The organism is Paenibacillus chitinolyticus, assembly GCF_045038035.1.
Lineage (GTDB): Bacteria > Bacillota > Bacilli > Paenibacillales > NBRC-103111 > Paenibacillus_F > Paenibacillus_F chitinolyticus_A.
The window spans coordinates 1,597,801-1,614,623 of record NZ_CP173427.1; the positions used below are offsets into that span (position 1 = coordinate 1,597,801).

The window sequence follows — 16,823 nt, forward strand, 5'->3', positions numbered from 1 at the left end:
AATGCCTGTAATCTGCTCTGCTTGTGGGGGGCAACGGCCATATGGAGATTTTGTCCAAACCGGTTATAAAGCTGATCCGAAAGGATATTACCGTTATATCCATCAACGGGCAAACGGGATTCGAATTTCGGAGTGGCGCTCCCTTGAACCCGATATGGAGTCCTATATAAACAAACAAGCTGGCGTTTATTGTACGCATGATGGATGTTCAATCTTGGACGGGATGTTGACACCGGAAGAAATGGAAATGATCTCAGACCGAAGACTTCCCGTGCAACAAGCATTCGATAGTGATATGCTCGTCCAGAACTTGCTTGAAGTCGGAAAACGTATCCGAAGCGACGTACATGTACATCAAATTGACGCCAATCAAGGCGCTTATGCTGAACAAATCCTTATGCCCAGTTGGCTGCAACGGAAGCTTCATTCTCTGGGGATCAATAAGCTGTATGAGCATCAAGGAGAAGCCATACAGAACATCCGGGAAGGACGCAATGTCGTTCTCTGTACGAAAACCGCATCGGGAAAATCATTGGCTTACAATGTTCCCATCATGGAAAAATTGGTATTTGATCCGGATGCATGTGCGCTATATTTGGCTCCGTTCAAAGCATTGGTCGAAGATCAGTTTACCCATTTGAAACAATGGGCCGATGATATAGGAGAGCAGGGAAATAAAATTTCGCTTAATGGATTTTCGCGATTCACTGTGAATGGGCAACAAATATCTGTTGGACTTCTTCATGGGCAACGGAACGTTCCAGAGCATATGAGAAAAGATCAGGCGTCTAGCTTCGTGTTCTCTGAGGGGCGCTATTGGCTGACCAACGTTCACTATCTGCACTTAATTCTTCAAGGTGCAAGTTCACCTAAGGGGAAAGGCCTTGGGCTGTTGCGCTTTCTGCAAAATCTTCGGTTTGTTGTTATTGATGAGCTTCATCAATACTCAGGCTTGTTAGGTTCAAAGGTTTCTTTGGTCCTTCGCAGATTAAGAATGTTATGTGACAGGTTGGGGAATAAAAACGTCCAGTTTATTGCCTGCTCGGCTACCATTGCTAATCCAAATTATCTAGCTGAAGAATTAACAGGAATGCGTGGACTGAAAGGATTTCATGAAATATCGGGTGTACAAGCGCCAGTAAAGAAGAAAGCGATTTTGATGTGGAATCCTGGCTTATCAGACGATGAGCAGAAGAAAAGGGCTGTTGTTTCCGATCTCTATGAAATTCTGCGCACGATCTACAAGGATGGAAGATGGCCAAGAAGTATCATTTTCACAAGCAACCGCCAGCAAGCCCAGCTTTTAAGTCGTGAATTAAACATGATCTTGCGCAGCCATCTTCATGATCATGGCGGGCTTTCGGCAGACGAACCACATGAGTTTTTTCTGCCGTACCATGCATACCTCACGCAAGAAGTTAAAGAACGAACTATACAAAAACTTGAGCAAGGCGAGATCCTTGGAGTGGTCACTACTAGCGCCCTAGAGGTCGGAATTGATGTGAAGTGTCTGGATGTATGTATATTGTTGGGGTATCCAGGTTCTCAGGCCTCCTTTTGGCAGCAGGCTGGTCGTGTGGGGCGCAGCAGAGACGGTGTGGTAATTATGATGGTTCAGGAAGAGCCATTGCAGCAATACTTTGCCCGCAACCCTGAAGAATTCTTTACGCTTTCGCCTGAATCAGCGGCAATCAATACAACGAATCCCAAGCTATTAAAGGAGCATCTCGCATACGCAGCTCACGAACTGGGAGGAACGTTGACGAATGCTATGAATTATGTTCGCTCTTCGGCGCTTCGCAAGGTGGTTGCGGAAGCAAGCGACCAGTGGCAGCAGATTGAAGGGAAACTACACTATCAAGGAGAAACACCCCGGTATCAAACTTTGTTCACTATGGGCGATACCTATACGGTTGTAACCAAGAACGGGTGGAATGAGGACATCCTATTTCAAAGTGTGGACGGACGTTCCTTGATTCGAGATTATCATGTAGACGCCGTATTTCTGGGACCTGACAATCGTACCTTCTATAAGGTCAAGTGGGTCAATAACAAGCAACGCAAAGTGGTTGTAGAGCCAGTAAGAACGGATTATCATACTCGCGGAATTGTTCGTGATAGCATTGAAATCCATGATGTTACCAATCCTCTGATAAGTGACGCGGCGATCAAATCCAATCTTGGAAGCATCATCGTAAAACGAAGCACATTTGGCTACAAAAAAATCTACAACCACGGCGCAACGCCTCCCGAAACCGTGCAATTAACAAACACATATCCTGTCAGTTTTCAAACCGAGGCGTTTTGGCTGATGTGGGACCACCAAGGAAGGGATGAACTTAGAGGTCTGCTCAAGGATGTGCAGAATCACGAATCCATTGACTTGGAGACTTTGGTTGAGGGAAGCCTTCACGCAGTCGAACATGCCATAGCTTCGGCGATACCGGCCGTTGTAAGGTGCAGTATGGCTGATTTTCAGCACACTTCTTTTTATTCTGGCTCAGCCTTGTTTGGAATGCCCGGAATGTTTTTCTACGACAGCCAAGCAGGAGGCGGTTCGGGTATAGTCGAGGTCGTCGCTGAAAAGTTCGGGGTCCTCTTGGAAAAAGCTCGACAAATCATTAGCAGCTGTGGTTGTTCGGAAGGTTGTCCATCCTGCATACAGCTGTTTCATTGTGAGAAGCAGAATGAGCCGCTGCATAAGGCTGGGGCCTTATTGGTAATCAACCATTTACGAAAATCTTTCGGATAAAGGGAGCTTGGAGCCATTCTTCTGTCGAGATACATTAACTTTCTGGAATGAGGATATTCGAATGGAATCTGCATTCCCGATCTTAGAAGGTGCCGTTCCTCTTTGTGTGTTTGAAGATGGCCAGGCAATTCCTATTGAATTGGATGCAACGTTGTTGTCCAGGTTGAACGAAACATTTGAAGAACATCAATATATGCTTTCGCTGGTTAATCCGGGAATGACGTTACGATCTAATCCTTACGAATGATCTATATAGGGAGAGAATTTAAATGGTTGAAATTACCAATGCAAACTTAAGATTATGGAATATCCCTTCAACTCGGACCAAGGAAGTATGGCAAAGATGGGCAGAATTTGCTCTCACATTCGATGGTTACGACTACTTTAAAAGTGACGCTGACGAATTAGTCAACCTGCATGCTACGGTTGCCGAATACTATAATACCAATAAGCGCCTTCCTAGCGAACTCAATCTTTCAGAGTTACGGGCATGTTTGTTTGCGTTGCATAGAATGTGGCGTCATTCCGGAGAATGGGATCTGGCCCCTAAGGACAAAGCATTCATAAAAAAGTTAATCAACGCGATCAGAGATCATGTAAAGGAAAATGAAGCACGGTTACCATCCCTTGTCGACCAAGCTATCGAGTATGCCGCTTACGCGCACCAGGGTCAGAGGCGTAAAGGCACCAATATCCCTTATATTAGTCACCCTTATGCTGTAGGAATGATTTTGCAGAAGGCAGGGTGTTCAGAGGAAGTCGTAGCTGCTGGGATTTTACACGATACGCTTGAAGATACCGAAACGACGGAAAGAGACTTGCTTGAGCGGTTCGGGCCAGTGGTGCTAGAAATTGTCAAAGGCTGCTCGGAACCGGACAAAGGGGCGTCTTGGGAAGAGAGAAAACAGCATACGCTCGATGAACTTAAACACGCTTCATTACCAATTCGGCAGGTGTCTTGCGCAGATAAGCTGCATAATATACGTTCAATTCAGAGGGATTTGAAGGTACACGGGGAGGACGCTTGGAAAAGGTTTAAACGCGGACGGGAGAGTCAGGAGTGGTATTACCGAGGTTTGGTAGAAAGCCTAGGCTACGCTTCTCGCTTTGAATTATTAGACGACCTTCAAGACGCAGTCGAAGAAGTATTTGGTCCGACATTGTTAAACGCAGAATGGAAGAAGTTGAGAAGGAATCGTAAATTCATAGACCTCGCATTCGAAACGGCCTACGGGAACCCGGAGTCGATCAAGGATCGTGAACTCCAATTCAAACGTCTTGGTGCATCGGATCTGATGGACACAATCCATACGAAAGCTTACTCTGTTGAACTGATCAACAGTGAGGATTTTTCTACAATGGCAGCATATCTGCAGATGCGTGGTATCGAATTCCAATCGAACAGCGAGGGTCCCATGATTCTGATTGGTTTCAGTACTGCTCTAAAGCAGTTGCTCAATATGTATCCGTCCGAAGTGTATCTGCATTTCAAGAGAAACATGGATCGTGGAATTTTATAGAAGGAGCGTATGATGAAGAGCGTATTTTCCCGACTATTTCGGGTGTTGAATAACAGTAATAGTCATCCTCACGAGGACTTCTTAACTGAAGTGTTCGCCGAACTTCTCTGTGATCAGGAGACGATGAGTGATTTTCTCGAGAATGTATTAGAAATACCGGTGCAGGAAGTGAAGCATTCATCCATTCAAACACAGGTGATGTTTCCGGCTTTGCCTCATCATCAGATGGATAGCCGCCCGGATATGGTGATACGATTTTATGAAGGACAGAAACCATATGTATTGTTCATCGAAAGCAAGCTAGGCTCTCAGGAAGGAACGGATCAGCTCTCTAGATACGAGGATCACCTCAGCGTACTCACTAGTCAAGGAACAAAATGTTATCTGTTTTATTTAACCCAATATTCTGATGAAAAGGATGCTTCGCTCGTATTAGCGAATCACAAAAACATAGTTTTCAGGCAGTTGCGGTGGTTTCACATTTTCAAGTGGATTAAGCAGTTGGATTCGAAGAATAGCTATGCGTCCAAAGTTTTGGATTATATGGGGGAGATCGGATTGGAAGATAATCGGCAGTTCACACCAGTTGACGTATATGCTATTCAAAACATGAATCGGCTACAACGAATGATGGACGAGTGCATGGATGGAGTAGTAGACGGAATAATGGCAAAATATTTCGGAAAGGCGCTTCAGCAAAATAACCGTTATACCCAGTTGAAGTATATGAGACGGTACGTTAAAGCTAGCGAGCAGGAGGGGCGAGCCACAGAGGTGGCTGTAGGTTTTTATTTAACAGATGACGATTACCCCATTGTTTCCGTTGTTTACGAATTCTGTCCACGACGCTGCTCAGACGTTTCTAAAGTAGTAGCTGCCTTACAGAACTTTATTGCTGCACATTCGAGCTGGGAAACTTTCAATCTAAACACTGACGCAGAATGGCAAGGGATTACTTGTGGCCGTAGGCTAGTCGATTTTCTTCATCATGAGGATCACATTTACGAAATTCAAAAGTTCTTCCTTGATAAATTAAATGAGCTTCAAGAGATCAAGATTAATCATCCGGACTTGCACTGGAAATAACTGCTCGCAATAGAAAAGCAGAAAGACCTGGAGGCAACCATGAACATTACCCAAATTGAAGAAGCTTTGAATATTCCCGAAACATCACTGCGTTGTCAACGTGTGCTGGATGAAGTCCAACCCGTGCTTCGTCAACTTATGGACCAGTTCAAAAACAAATATGCGAATGCCGCCCCGGAATTGCTCGATTACCATGTGCACACGTACGAAGCTACGCTTCGTACAACGATGCATGATGCCAGGAATCCGAAATATGCGGCAAGCAAACAGAATTCTGATATTGGCAAAAAAGCATTTGTTGAATTCATGGACAAAAGCTTCTTTCAATCCGAGTACTCCGCTTTAATGCTATCGTTAAACGGAGCAGATCGAAAGTTGAAAATTATATTGTCCAGCAATTTCTATCCTTTCTGGGAGGCAGTGCGGACTCAGCGAAACGTAGATGAACTTAGCGAGATCCTAGATTCACTTTCGGATCGTGTAAGTATTTATGTTAGCGATAAAGACGAAGTGATGATAAACAAATCAGACTTGATTCCCTATGTCCAAAAATGTGCAAATGAGAAGCGGCGTCCATGGATTTATTTTGGGACATTAATTGATTTTGATCAGATCCCGCCAATGGATGAACTAGTTGATGTGATATGGGACACTTGGAATTTGCTTGAACCAATAAGAAAATTTATACGTAATGAGGCTGCTAACCATGCACTATCTTTAACGATATTGGAACAGTTCAATTCTCATGCTGAGGATATCAAGCTCACTCTCCATGGCAAAGAATATGTTGTTAAGTTCGATCAAGTGAATCAAATCAAACCTAACCAACGCCGGCAAAAATTCGGGATCTATGATAAAGGCCAATTGGTAACGGATGGGATGTTAGAAAACTACTTGCGGGAACCCAATGAAGCGATCGGCGTGTTTGTCAACGGATATGGGCATCTCTTCTATAATCTTCGCAACTTACATGGAAATGGACTTATTCAGTGGGCGATAACGAAAAGCTTTAAGTTCCGAGGTAAAGATCAATACTCATCTAGTCATAACAAAGAATATCAAACGAAATCACTTGAAGAATTAGTGAAGCACGGGTTTCAGCTTGATGGGAATTCGTTTATTGTTGGTGCTTGGGATAATGAGAAGCTGCTGTTTACGGAGCCAATCGAAAATGTGAAGAGCAGGTTGATCACAGCTGCTGCACTATTCGCAGATTGTACAGGAATGATCCATCTTCCCAAAGATCCACCAGAGCCATTCATTCAGGATCATGAACCTCATGCTGAGGAAGAGGATGAAATGGAAGAGGGTTTTCAGCACGATTTTAACCTGAGCGCCATCTTATCCAATGTACGCGAGAGTCCCTTCACATATCCGGACGCTATTGTTCGGGATTTCCATTTGAACCTGACGAGCCTGGAAGACAAACATTTTGTCATCCTGAACGGGATATCCGGTACGGGGAAAACAAGACTTTGCTTGCTCTATGCAAACGCGGTATACGGCAAAACGTACGACGCGATGAATCCGTATTTGAAAGTCATTCCGGTTCGGCCGGATTGGACCGATTCTACGTCTTTATTCGGTTATTACAGCGCTTTGGAAAAAAGATATGTTCGGACGCCATTCCTGAACGCCGTGCTTCAAGCCATCCAGGAAGGAAAACCGATGTTCATTGTGCTGGACGAGATGAATCTGGCCCGCGTCGAATACTATCTGAGTGACTACTTAAGTGCCATTGAATCGAGACAGCCGATTCGTCTGCATACGGAAAGCCATATTACAGATGTTCCGCAGGAGCTACATATCCCTCACAACCTCTATGTAATAGGCACGATCAACGTGGATGAGACGACGCACAGCATCTCGGATAAAGTGTTGGACAGAGCCTTCGTCATGACATTGTCGGATGTCGATCTGGATCAGTTCTGGGTTCAGGCAGAGTCCAAGTATAAAACTGCCTTACAGGAGGAATGGGAGCTGCTACAGGAGCTCCATCGTAAATTAAGACGATATGACCTTCATTTCGGGTATAGAACGATGAATGAGATGCTCCGTAAACTTTACGCCAATGTTGAGCTTGATCCGGATATCCGGATGGAAAAGAAGGAGGCGGTAGATCGGGTTATCGCTGAGAAAGTACTGCCTAAGATTCGCGGAGATGAACGGATTGATTCCCTGCTAAGCGATTTAATAGATTGGACGAGGGCAGTGTTTGGTGACGGTTCGGAGTCGCTTCATCATCTTCAGCGTATGAAGGGAGAACTGGATCGATATGGTGCAGCCCAGTTCTGGAGATAGTCTTGAGTTTTTGTGCCCGGATACGGGGATATGGACTCCCATCGAGAAAATGCGTTTCGAAGAGGCCAAAACGTATCGATGGAGAACGACATACCATGCTCCATTCCGATTCCTATTGAATGGTATGCCATTGCCAATGGTCTCTACGGATTACGGCTGGGAAGGCGAGTGGCCGGCGCCTTTCCAGTCTGGCATGCTGGAATTCACCATCGAGCAGGTAAAGCGTGTAACCGTAGAAACCTATTTGTATTCGGATAAGCGGAAGTTAACCGAAGACGATTTTGGGCAGATGATTTCGGATATTCTTACAGAAGCCGCGGCTTGTTTTCAGCATTGCGGTGTACAATCGAAGTTTGATAACAGCGGTTTTATGCGGAAAGGTTCCATGGCCCAGTGGGATTATATCGATCGGACATTTTATCGTTTGCAGCGAACGTTCAAAGAAATTCAAGCGGAACCACTTCGCAGGCTAAGAACAACGGATCAATGGATTCGCAGAGAAAATGTGAAGCATGTAACGCCGGCTCTGCTCGCTTGGTCGGAACGTCATTCAGGCTATGGCATGAGTCCGGAGATTCCTGTTCCGGAGCTCATTTGGTCCGGTGTACGGGAAGATACCTTTAACGTATATGAGAATCAAGTCCTGCTTCGACAGTTGCATGAATTACAGCGTCTTCTGCGTGAATATCAAACCGCAGCTGTTGATGCCATACGATTGAAAGCAGAGCATTATCTTGACCGTATCCACTATTGGCTTCGGTCTTCCTTTTTGCATCAAATACAGCCGCATGTCGGTCCGATTGTGGTTTCCCAAGCTTTTCGCAAGCATCCGATCTATCGCAATTGGTTTTCTTGGTTTCATCAGCTTTATCAGTTTAAGGAGTATTCGATCGGCTTCAAAAACTCGATTCCGCTGAAGGATACGTATCATCTTTATGAGATTTGGGTTTTCATGCGGATGGTTAAGATTCTCCGGGAAAAGGAAGCATTGCTGGATCCTTCCGAGCTGTTTTCCCTGGAGCAGGACGGTCTGGTATTGAATTTGTCTGAGAAGAAAGAGAGTCGAGTTAAACTTGTGGGCGGAGCGACACTTGCGTACCAGCGGTGGTTTACAAGCGCAACCCAGGATTTCGTCACGTACACGCATGGGATGAAGCCGGATATTGTGCTCGAGTCAGAGGGGAAGCTATATATTTTTGACCCCAAATACCGGCTTGACTATAACCTACCGATGGCACTTGGCGAGATGCATAAATATCGGGATGGAATTGTAAGTAAAGTGGATGGCAGCAGGGTTGTGGAAGAAGTATATATCATCACACCGGCACTTGGGCAAGAAAATTCGCACCTATTCGGAGATGCATATCGGAAGCGTTATCGGATGGGAGCTTATTGCTTAAAGCCGGGCGGGATTGGTCAAGAGCTGGAGAACAAATTAGCTGAAATAATAATGGAAATGGATATATAACTGGGAGAATGAAATGACCGGGGAAGTGTACGAACTCTTAAGCCCCGAAATTGGATTTGAGTCTAGGTTACTTAACATAGTAAGCTAGATGAAGAACCAGTGGAGGGGATTTTTTATTCAACGGAGACGATTTACGATCGAGTTCAAACAGCACGTGATTCAAGAAGCGAAAGAGGTCGGGAATGCTGTGCAAGTAGCGCGCCGACATGACATAAATCCCAAGATGCTGTACCATTGGATAGAGCAATCGGAACACACAGATTGGAAAACAACCGATTCTTCGTCTAAAGCGGTTGCGGCTAATACGCCATCGCCTCAGGAATTTCGTTCGCTTGAGGGCGAGAACAAACAACTGAAGGAGCTCTTAGGCGAAAAAGATCTGGAGGTTGCTGTTCTTCGTGATTTGCTAAAAATGCAGAACCCAGCTTATCGGACAAAATTGAAATAGCCGACAAATGGATTAAGCTGCAAAGCCAGCTTTAACCGGTAGGCACGCCCGGTTAACAGATTGGTATCCTTCAGGCGGTACAGCGGTTCCTTTAGTTCCGCCTTCAGATTCACTTCGTTTTTCAGTCAGATGTATTTTGTTTTCTTCATTTCGGTCGCTCTTTTTGCTCTTGGATCGACTGCTTTGCCGACAAGGCGGTATAAGCGTAATGCTGTTCATGATGTCGTTTGTGTATATCCCGGTGATCCGGTACAAGCCTCAATTCGAGAAACTGGGAGCGGTTATTTTCTGCAGCTATTTCCAGATGAAGAAGGAAATATTGTTGGGTTGAAGGAGCTTATGGAGTTATTAAAAGATTGGTGTAGATGTAACGATCTATCATAACTCATACTGCTGTGTGAGCAACTATAGACTGCAAAAGCTGCCATCCCAACCTGATAAGCGGTTTTGAAATCGACGGGCATTCGACAGATCGACTTATGCATTGACAGATTAAACGGTAATTCCTATAATTATTATTAGTAGATTGTACCTATTTTGGTAGTGCTAATAGAGGAAATCATGTGCAAACTTGTCGAAAGATGAGGACGCAAAGCTACGGGTCTAAGGTGGTAACTATGATGGCCGAGCTGCAGCTATAACGTTGCATATATACAACGAACGCCGCCCTTAGAACTTTTTTCTAAGGGCTTCTTTGCACCATGGGACGGGATGTGATAGCAAATGTTTCCGCAGCGCGAAGATGAAAAGGAAACGATGATAGATTATTTGGCGAGTACGGGCGAGTATTTGGCCAAACAAGCGGCATGGCTGGACGAGCTCAAGCTGCGGCTTTGCTCCGATGCCGAAAATATATTGAATATGATGCTCGAGCACCGTAAAGAGCTGGAAGCTCAAGGAGAGACGAAGCACCAATTGGTTGCAGAAAAGCTCGATGAGCTGCAAGTTCTGATCGAAGATCGTTTGCTCGAACTAAAGGACAGCATCCTCCGTGAGCTTATACATGTCCGAACTATGGCTTCGGCTAATCATAGCCAGCTGGAGCAAATCATAAAGTCCAATGCGGCCAGCCTGACAGATAGATTAGATCAAGTATCCTTACAGCAGGAGAAGATGACGGAACGAAAAATCAGTCTGATGAGCGATCAAATTTACCGGATCGAGCAAAATATGGTGCATACCATGGAGAATGCCAGGAAAGGGATAAATCATTCGCTGGCGGTTGAATTAAAACGGATGAGCAGATTTGTAGCAGGTACTGCTGCTATTGCGGTTTTGGTTACTGCAGGTTTGTGTTACGCCGTTGTGAAATGGATGGGCGCCTCATGAAATTCTCTTATACGATTCTTTCAACCGGCTCTGTCAGGTTTGTATGCGGAAACAGCGAAGCGGTTGTGCCTCACGCGGTGTTTACTAATATAAACGATTCTTTCTTGTTCGGGGCGGAGGCCAAGGCAGCTTCTCGAATATGGCCGAACCGGCCCTGCGGGAGGTTGGATAGCGTATTGCTTGCCGGATTGTCCGGACGGCTTCGCAGAAGGGTGATCTCCGAATTCCTTGTCTGGGCGGCGGCTAATACGGCGAACAGCGAGGTGCGGTTTTTCGTGCTGCCGATGACTCTTATTCGGGAGTACGGCGTGTTGTTCAAGGAGCTGGCCCAGGAAATAGAGCTGAACATTAGGCTGATCACCTACCTGGAGCTGCTGATGCAAGCTAATGATGAGCATATCGCCTTGGGCGACGGTGAATTGGGTTTATTTATTTACGAGTCCTACGAGTCAGCGGAGGCTATATTTGTCTCTCACGGGGAGGAAGGACGTCTCACTCCTATGAAGGCTTTGTTCTCGCCGTATGTGAAGCATTCAGGACTGTTCGCCCGCATTCTGGAGATGCTTGCGGAGAGGCTGCCGCAGGGGACAAGCAGCGTGAAGCTGCTCAAAGTATGGTCCAATCGAAGCTGGGACGAAGCGCTGTCACGATTTAAGGCGGAGGTGACAAGCTTTAAGGCTCTGACGGCGGAGCGTCTGAACCGCTTGAAGGGAAAACTGCCGGAGGAGCGCCTCGATACGCTCTTTCGCCGGCATGATTTATTTGCTCAAGAGTCGGCGGAGCGTCTGAGCGCTCGGCTGCCGGAGGGGCACCCGCTGGCATCTTTGGTTTATGAAACGATTCGAGCTTATGACACGTTATCGTTCGAGCAGAGGGAGTTTCTTATCATAGGGCTGCAGCAAGCCGTCGCGAATGCCGCTGAAATCGACGAAAGCTATCGGCAAGGCTTGATGAAGATTTTTTTGCAGAAAAAGGGTGGGAAGCTGAAGGTAGGGGTGGTTAGTCCATTCTCCTACGGCAAGTCCACGCTATTAAATGCTTTCTTGGGATTTTCGCTGCTGAAGGACGATATTCGGGCTGAGACCGCCAATATTACTCACATCACACGGGGTCATCGCTACACCTTAATGCTGGAGCAAAACCAGTCATCTGTCGCGCGGGTATTCGATTCATTGGAACCGATGAGGCAGTTTTTGCATGAGCATACCAGCGTTCGCGAGCATGGCGACGGTATCGACCGGGTTCATGCCGCTCTCCCGATGAGCGAGCTGAATGAGCATATCGAGTGGGTGGATACACCGGGCCTGTTCGGGAGACACGCACATCATGACAAAATCACGGATCAGGTGATCCCTGAGCTCGACCTGATTCTGTTCCTGATCGATCCGAAAAAAGTTGGACACTCCCATTACGGCGAGAAGATCTATAAGTACAGCCAAGGCAGGGAGAGTCGGTGCCTCTTTGTGATCGGAAAGATGGATTTGTACCCGGATGATGCGGAGAAGCTGACCGAAGATTTGCGAGCATCACTTCCCGACAGGCTGCAGAGTGTGCCGATATTTACCGTATCCGGTTATTTGGCGCTGATGGCGAGACTGGCTCAGAAGGGCGTTGTCCCGCTGGAGCAGCTGCAAAAGGATCAATACATATATGCACAAATAGGAGAGCAGATCTACTCCGGCCGTACGTTAACGAAGGAGCATCTGCCCGCAATGCTGGATTTCAGCGGTCTGACCAGGCTGGAACGATACATACGCAGCAAGACAAAACATATGCTGGAACGGAGAAGGCAGGATGAACTTAATCATATTCTATGATACCGTACGTTATCGGGATGAAATACAGCACGTAATCAATGCGCATATGCAGCTGTGGGGGCAATTCTCCTCGGTTCGTATATGCGGGCTGGAGGACGAAGTCAATCACTCCGAGGAGTTCGCCTCCATATATCTCCTGAACGCCTCACGAACGCCTAGCGCTCATCTGCTGCGTCACGTTAAGAGGCAGCATGAGGCCGGGGCCAATCCGGAAAGCATGCTCTTTGTGCTGAACGATTCCGATCGGCTATCGCCCGATGATGCGGAGTCGGTGCAAAGAGAGCTCTCCGCGGAGCTGGGCAAGCTGTACAACCAGCCGCAATGGATGTGGGCGTCCCTACGGGCGTTTGCGGTATATCGGGACGCACTTCAAGCTGGGACCCAGCTCGCGGATACCGGCTTTGCTTTATGGGACGAAGCGCAGCAGGCATTTCTCTCGGCTAGTCAGCTCGTGGAAAGCGGCCAAAAGGAACGGCTTCTCGGCTATTCCCAGGTTGTCAAGCTGCTCGAGCGGGTGACGCAGCAGTTCCTGCAGGCTCCGGAGGTTACCGCTCGAAGAGCCCCCGGCAAGCACCATGTGTACGTATGCCGGACGGATACGGGGTGGATTGAACGCATGAACCGCCACTCATCGGACATCGTGTTTCACGAGGTGCGAGAGCCAGACAAGCTTAGCCGGTACGTCACCAAGGAAGATCATATTCTTATCTACACGAGATATGATGAATGGGATTCCGCCCTGGATGGGTTCACGACGGACTGCCCAAGTCCGGTCTTATTAATAGACGGAGGAAACGAGCGCAATGTATGGGAAATGGCGGAGCTCGTACAGGATGCGGCCAAGCGTTTTCCCCAAATTCGAGTGTTTCCGGTAAGCAGCAGCTATTTGGAATGGATGGACTCGCTGGCGGCGGGGGCCAAAACGGCGGCCGAACTTGCCCGAGACCCCTTTATTGTGATCACGGACAGCTACGGGTTTCCGCGAAATAAAGCTTACGTCGCCGATTGGAACAAAGCGCTCTTCAGGGAAAGCGGTATCGACGAACTCATTTCTTATATTACGAACGGGAGGCTTGCTCATGCTGCAGCAATTTAAAATCAGAAAAGAACAATCGCTTAAATTGGCGCGGGAGACCATGGAAGACGTTAAGCTGGGACGAGAGGCGCTTGAGGAGTCCGGACTTCTCGAAAGCATGTCCAAGCTGGAGGAGGAAACGTTCCGGATAGCTCTCGTGGCGCCCTTCTCCGCAGGCAAATCGACCTTTATTAACGGATTGATCGGTACGGACCTATTGTCCATGGACGTTCGCGCCGAAACGGCTACTATCACGACGCTGAAGTATGCCGAGAATCCCCGTATTGAAATTCATTATATGGATGGGCACGTAGAGGTACTGCCTTCCGAGGGGGAGACTCTCGCCCCCGAAGAGCTGCGTATGCTGCTGAAGAGGAAGACGGCCGTAAACCGTGGGGAGGACGGGGAAGAAATTATCGAACGGGTGGAGGATACGATTCAAAACGTCGATGTATATTGGAATCTTCCTTTATGCAAAGGCGGGGTCGAGATCGTGGACACTCCGGGATTGTTCGCGCGTCACGAGGAGCATGAAGCGATCACGCAGAGAATTTTGCCTACGGTGAATGCCGTATTGTTTCTGATTGAGCCGGACAGTGTGGGGGAGAAGCACTTTCAGGAGGTCATCAACCAGCGGGTGGAGGATGCAAAGAACAGCAATCTGGAGAAAGATGGCCGGCATATCTTTTTTATTCTCAATAAGATCGACCAGTTTAGTCCAAAGCAACTGGAGGATGCGAAGTCGGACCTGCTCGAGGTGCTCCAGCCTCTGCTGCCCCATCCGCAAATTTATGAGGTCTCCTCGTATTTTGCACTGGTGTCCCGAATGTACTTCCAAAATGAAATTGAGCTTTCTACGTTGCAGCGCGATCAAAATATCCGGTACCGCGACGAGGAAGGCTTCCTGATATCCGGGCGTCAGCTCGGGGCGGAGCAAATCCAAACGATCTTTGAATTGAGCCGCTTTTCGGAGGTGGAGGCGGCGCTGGCGGAATATTTGGAGCAGAAGAACAATTTTTTAATCGAGGACGTCATTCAGTGCATTCAGGGTATATACGAAAGACAAATTTCCGACCGGATGGAAGAAATCCAGCTCGTCGAAAATGTGCTTAAGCAGGACCGGGAGATTTATATCCAAAGGCTGGAGGAGCTTAAAAAGTTTATCGGGGATCTGAACGCGGAGCTGTCGAAAAATGTGGAGCGGACCATACGCGAGGAGCTGATCGGCGGCACCGCCGGCGGCGGCGGTTTGGAGGCGGTCACGCGAGAGGTGCGCGACACGTTCGTGCCGAGGCTGATCGACGAGCTCAGCTACGATATCGGCAGGTTCTGGGACGGCCGCAAAGGATATTTGACGGAACATAACGCCAAAACCATCGTCGGGGAAGTCGCGGACCGCATGAACGATCGAATCGCTGTCGCCAAAAAGCAGCTGATCAAAAGCTCGTTCGATGCCATCAGCGGAAAAATCGCCCAGACCGGAATGAAGCTAGGCAATTACTTCGAATATTTCGAAAACGCCGTTCAGCAGGGCTATCAGCAGAAGCTGGACCTGAAGGACAATCAGCTGGACACGAATTCGTTTTTTAACGTCGAGCTCCTCATCAAGCAGCTTGAGAAAAACCTAGAAAACGAGTTTTCCCGAACCTTGGTGAGTTTGTCGGACAAGCTTAAGAAGGACATCGATAAGACGGCGTCAAGGCACGTGGACTACGTAGACAAGCCCGGGCTGTGGAACTGGATCAAGTCTTGGGTCGGAGCCCAGGAGCAGGAGCGCGTTTTCGACGATTCGGCGTTCCGCAGGGACATTACGGAAATGGTGAGAAAGCTCACTAATGAAGCGGCGGAGGAGTTCCGCAAGGAAGCGAATCTGATCGCGAAAACCGTATCCGATAATTTGCGGAAGGTAATCAATGCATTCCAGCAGAAGGTTCAGGAGCGTATTCAATCTTATCAGGCTTGGCGCACCCGGATGATCGAGTCTATGAACCATGAGCTTTTGGGCAAGGAAACCTCGTTGGAGCAGGTGATGGAAGGCAATCGCCGACGCATTAAAGAGTGCGAGGATAAGCTTGCGGCAATCGCGAGCCAGATGGAGAGTCTGGAAGCCGAAGAGGAGGTACTGGAGCATGCAGTTTGACGCGTATAAAAGCAATATCCGTGCCTACCTGGCGGACTTTTACCGTTATTTCGAAGGACAGTTCAAAGATCGGCCGGTCTCGTCTTATTCGGTCATTTTCGAGGATGAGGCGGCGGATGTGAACCGATACATTCAGGGTGTGGTCGACGAGATCAGCTATGAGGTCAGAGAGCAGCTGGAGCAGCAATTTGGCCGCGAAGAGGGCGGCGCGTTGTACGAACGCTTCCGGAGAATGCTGCCGAAGCAGGAAGTGAACACCTGCGTATGTCAGCCGCCGCGTGCGGCGGAGCCTGAGCGCGCAACGGAGCCGCCGCGGAGCGGTCCCGTTTATACCGGCGCCTCGGCACAGAGGGGGCATTTTGAATATAAAAATGCGCCGCAATATCGCCCCAGGGTGAGCGGAGGGCCGGGCCGAATGGCGGCCCAAAGAATTCGCATTGTCTCGGCAGGGACGGGTGTTCTGCTGGGTGGTCTTACGGGCTACTCCATCGGCAAAGCCGCGTTTGCGACCGCCGCCGGCTTCGCCATCGGCAAAACCGCATTAGCGGCCGCTGCCGGCATGGTGATTGGTGGCGTTGCATTATTGACCGCCGCCGAGCTGATGATGGGCCAGAAGCCGAAGCAGCGAACTTATGTGACTTTATCGGGAGCCCCTAACGCAAGGCCGCAGCAGGCGCCGCCAAGGACATCTGCTGCGGCGAGGCCGGCGGGTACTCCAACTCCGTCCGCTTCGTCAGGCGCCGCCGCTTCCGCGTCTTCCGGCGTTACCGGGGCAGATATAAAGCAAGTGCTGGCGCAGCGGCATCAGGAGGTCGCCCGCTTTATTATCGCGTTGGTGGACCAGATGGAGAGCAACTACCGCCATATCAGCAAAACTGCAATTTAGG

13 protein-coding genes and 1 riboswitch are annotated in these 16,823 nt (G+C 48.2%); all 13 genes read left to right on the top strand.

Going from position 1 to position 16,823, the window contains the following annotated elements; all coding sequences use genetic code 11:
- Position 1 precedes the first annotated feature (1 nt).
- The 13 genes from ACI48J_RS07330 to ACI48J_RS07390 all read left to right on the top strand — a co-directional run bounded on the left by ACI48J_RS07330 (position 2) and on the right by ACI48J_RS07390 (position 16,822).
- Positions 2-2,752, top strand: a complete 2,751-nt coding sequence (locus ACI48J_RS07330; RefSeq protein WP_405082305.1) for a DEAD/DEAH box helicase — start codon at positions 2-4, stop codon at positions 2,750-2,752.
- A gap of 61 nt (positions 2,753-2,813) precedes the next feature.
- Positions 2,814-2,999 carry a hypothetical protein gene (locus ACI48J_RS07335; protein ID WP_209844460.1) on the top strand — a complete coding sequence of 62 codons (186 nt, stop codon included), beginning with the start codon at positions 2,814-2,816 and terminating at the stop codon, positions 2,997-2,999.
- Between the two features lie 22 nt (positions 3,000-3,021).
- Positions 3,022-4,272: an HD domain-containing protein gene (locus ACI48J_RS07340; RefSeq protein WP_379276728.1), complete on the top strand. Its 1,251-nt coding sequence runs from the start codon at positions 3,022-3,024 to the stop codon at positions 4,270-4,272.
- Positions 4,273-4,281: 9 nt separating this feature from the next.
- Positions 4,282-5,358 carry a PD-(D/E)XK nuclease family protein gene (locus ACI48J_RS07345; protein WP_405082306.1) on the top strand — a complete coding sequence of 359 codons (1,077 nt, stop codon included), beginning with the start codon at positions 4,282-4,284 and terminating at the stop codon, positions 5,356-5,358.
- A gap of 39 nt (positions 5,359-5,397) precedes the next feature.
- Positions 5,398-7,659, top strand: coding sequence for an McrB family protein (locus tag ACI48J_RS07350; protein WP_405082307.1), 2,262 nt, complete (start codon positions 5,398-5,400; stop codon positions 7,657-7,659).
- On the top strand, positions 7,634-9,127 hold the full coding sequence (locus ACI48J_RS07355; RefSeq protein WP_405082308.1) for a DUF2357 domain-containing protein: 1,494 nt from the start codon (positions 7,634-7,636) through the stop codon (positions 9,125-9,127). The genes ACI48J_RS07350 and ACI48J_RS07355 overlap by 26 nt, the downstream gene beginning before the upstream one ends.
- A gap of 154 nt (positions 9,128-9,281) precedes the next feature.
- Positions 9,282-9,575 (top strand): transposase, encoded by a 294-nt coding sequence (locus tag ACI48J_RS07360; protein WP_405082309.1) that lies wholly within the window; start codon positions 9,282-9,284, stop codon positions 9,573-9,575.
- Between the two features lie 208 nt (positions 9,576-9,783).
- A complete protein-coding gene (locus ACI48J_RS07365; protein WP_379276739.1) occupies positions 9,784-9,906 on the top strand; it encodes a hypothetical protein in 123 nt (40 codons plus the stop codon).
- Positions 9,907-10,129: 223 nt separating this feature from the next.
- Positions 10,130-10,212: riboswitch (cyclic di-GMP riboswitch) on the top strand.
- 86 nt (positions 10,213-10,298) lie between these two features.
- Positions 10,299-10,904, top strand: a complete 606-nt coding sequence (locus ACI48J_RS07370) for a hypothetical protein (RefSeq protein WP_379276741.1) — start codon at positions 10,299-10,301, stop codon at positions 10,902-10,904.
- A gap of 164 nt (positions 10,905-11,068) precedes the next feature.
- The gene (locus tag ACI48J_RS07375; protein ID WP_405082310.1) at positions 11,069-12,721 is read left to right on the top strand and encodes a dynamin family protein; all 1,653 of its coding nucleotides are present in this window, start codon (positions 11,069-11,071) and stop codon (positions 12,719-12,721) included.
- On the top strand, positions 12,699-13,817 hold the full coding sequence (locus ACI48J_RS07380; RefSeq protein WP_379276745.1) for a hypothetical protein: 1,119 nt from the start codon (positions 12,699-12,701) through the stop codon (positions 13,815-13,817). Before ACI48J_RS07375 ends, ACI48J_RS07380 begins: the two co-directional genes overlap by 23 nt.
- Positions 13,801-15,936 carry a dynamin family protein gene (locus tag ACI48J_RS07385; protein ID WP_379276747.1) on the top strand — a complete coding sequence of 712 codons (2,136 nt, stop codon included), beginning with the start codon at positions 13,801-13,803 and terminating at the stop codon, positions 15,934-15,936. Before ACI48J_RS07380 ends, ACI48J_RS07385 begins: the two co-directional genes overlap by 17 nt.
- Positions 15,926-16,822, top strand: coding sequence for a hypothetical protein (locus ACI48J_RS07390; RefSeq protein ID WP_379276750.1), 897 nt, complete (start codon positions 15,926-15,928; stop codon positions 16,820-16,822). Before ACI48J_RS07385 ends, ACI48J_RS07390 begins: the two co-directional genes overlap by 11 nt.
- Position 16,823: the final 1 nt, after the last annotated feature.

Coding starts and splice junctions, on each gene's coding strand:
- ACI48J_RS07330 (WP_405082305.1), top strand. CDS start 2: ATGCCTGTAATCTGCTCTGCTTGTGGGGGGCAACGGCCATATGGAGAT.
- ACI48J_RS07335 (WP_209844460.1), top strand. CDS start 2,814: ATGGAATCTGCATTCCCGATCTTAGAAGGTGCCGTTCCTCTTTGTGTG.
- ACI48J_RS07340 (WP_379276728.1), top strand. CDS start 3,022: ATGGTTGAAATTACCAATGCAAACTTAAGATTATGGAATATCCCTTCA.
- ACI48J_RS07345 (WP_405082306.1), top strand. CDS start 4,282: ATGATGAAGAGCGTATTTTCCCGACTATTTCGGGTGTTGAATAACAGT.
- ACI48J_RS07350 (WP_405082307.1), top strand. CDS start 5,398: ATGAACATTACCCAAATTGAAGAAGCTTTGAATATTCCCGAAACATCA.
- ACI48J_RS07355 (WP_405082308.1), top strand. CDS start 7,634: ATGGTGCAGCCCAGTTCTGGAGATAGTCTTGAGTTTTTGTGCCCGGAT.
- ACI48J_RS07365 (WP_379276739.1), top strand. CDS start 9,784: ATGCTGTTCATGATGTCGTTTGTGTATATCCCGGTGATCCGGTACAAG.
- ACI48J_RS07370 (WP_379276741.1), top strand. CDS start 10,299: ATGTTTCCGCAGCGCGAAGATGAAAAGGAAACGATGATAGATTATTTG.
- ACI48J_RS07380 (WP_379276745.1), top strand. CDS start 12,699: ATGAACTTAATCATATTCTATGATACCGTACGTTATCGGGATGAAATA.
- ACI48J_RS07385 (WP_379276747.1), top strand. CDS start 13,801: ATGCTGCAGCAATTTAAAATCAGAAAAGAACAATCGCTTAAATTGGCG.
- ACI48J_RS07390 (WP_379276750.1), top strand. CDS start 15,926: ATGCAGTTTGACGCGTATAAAAGCAATATCCGTGCCTACCTGGCGGAC.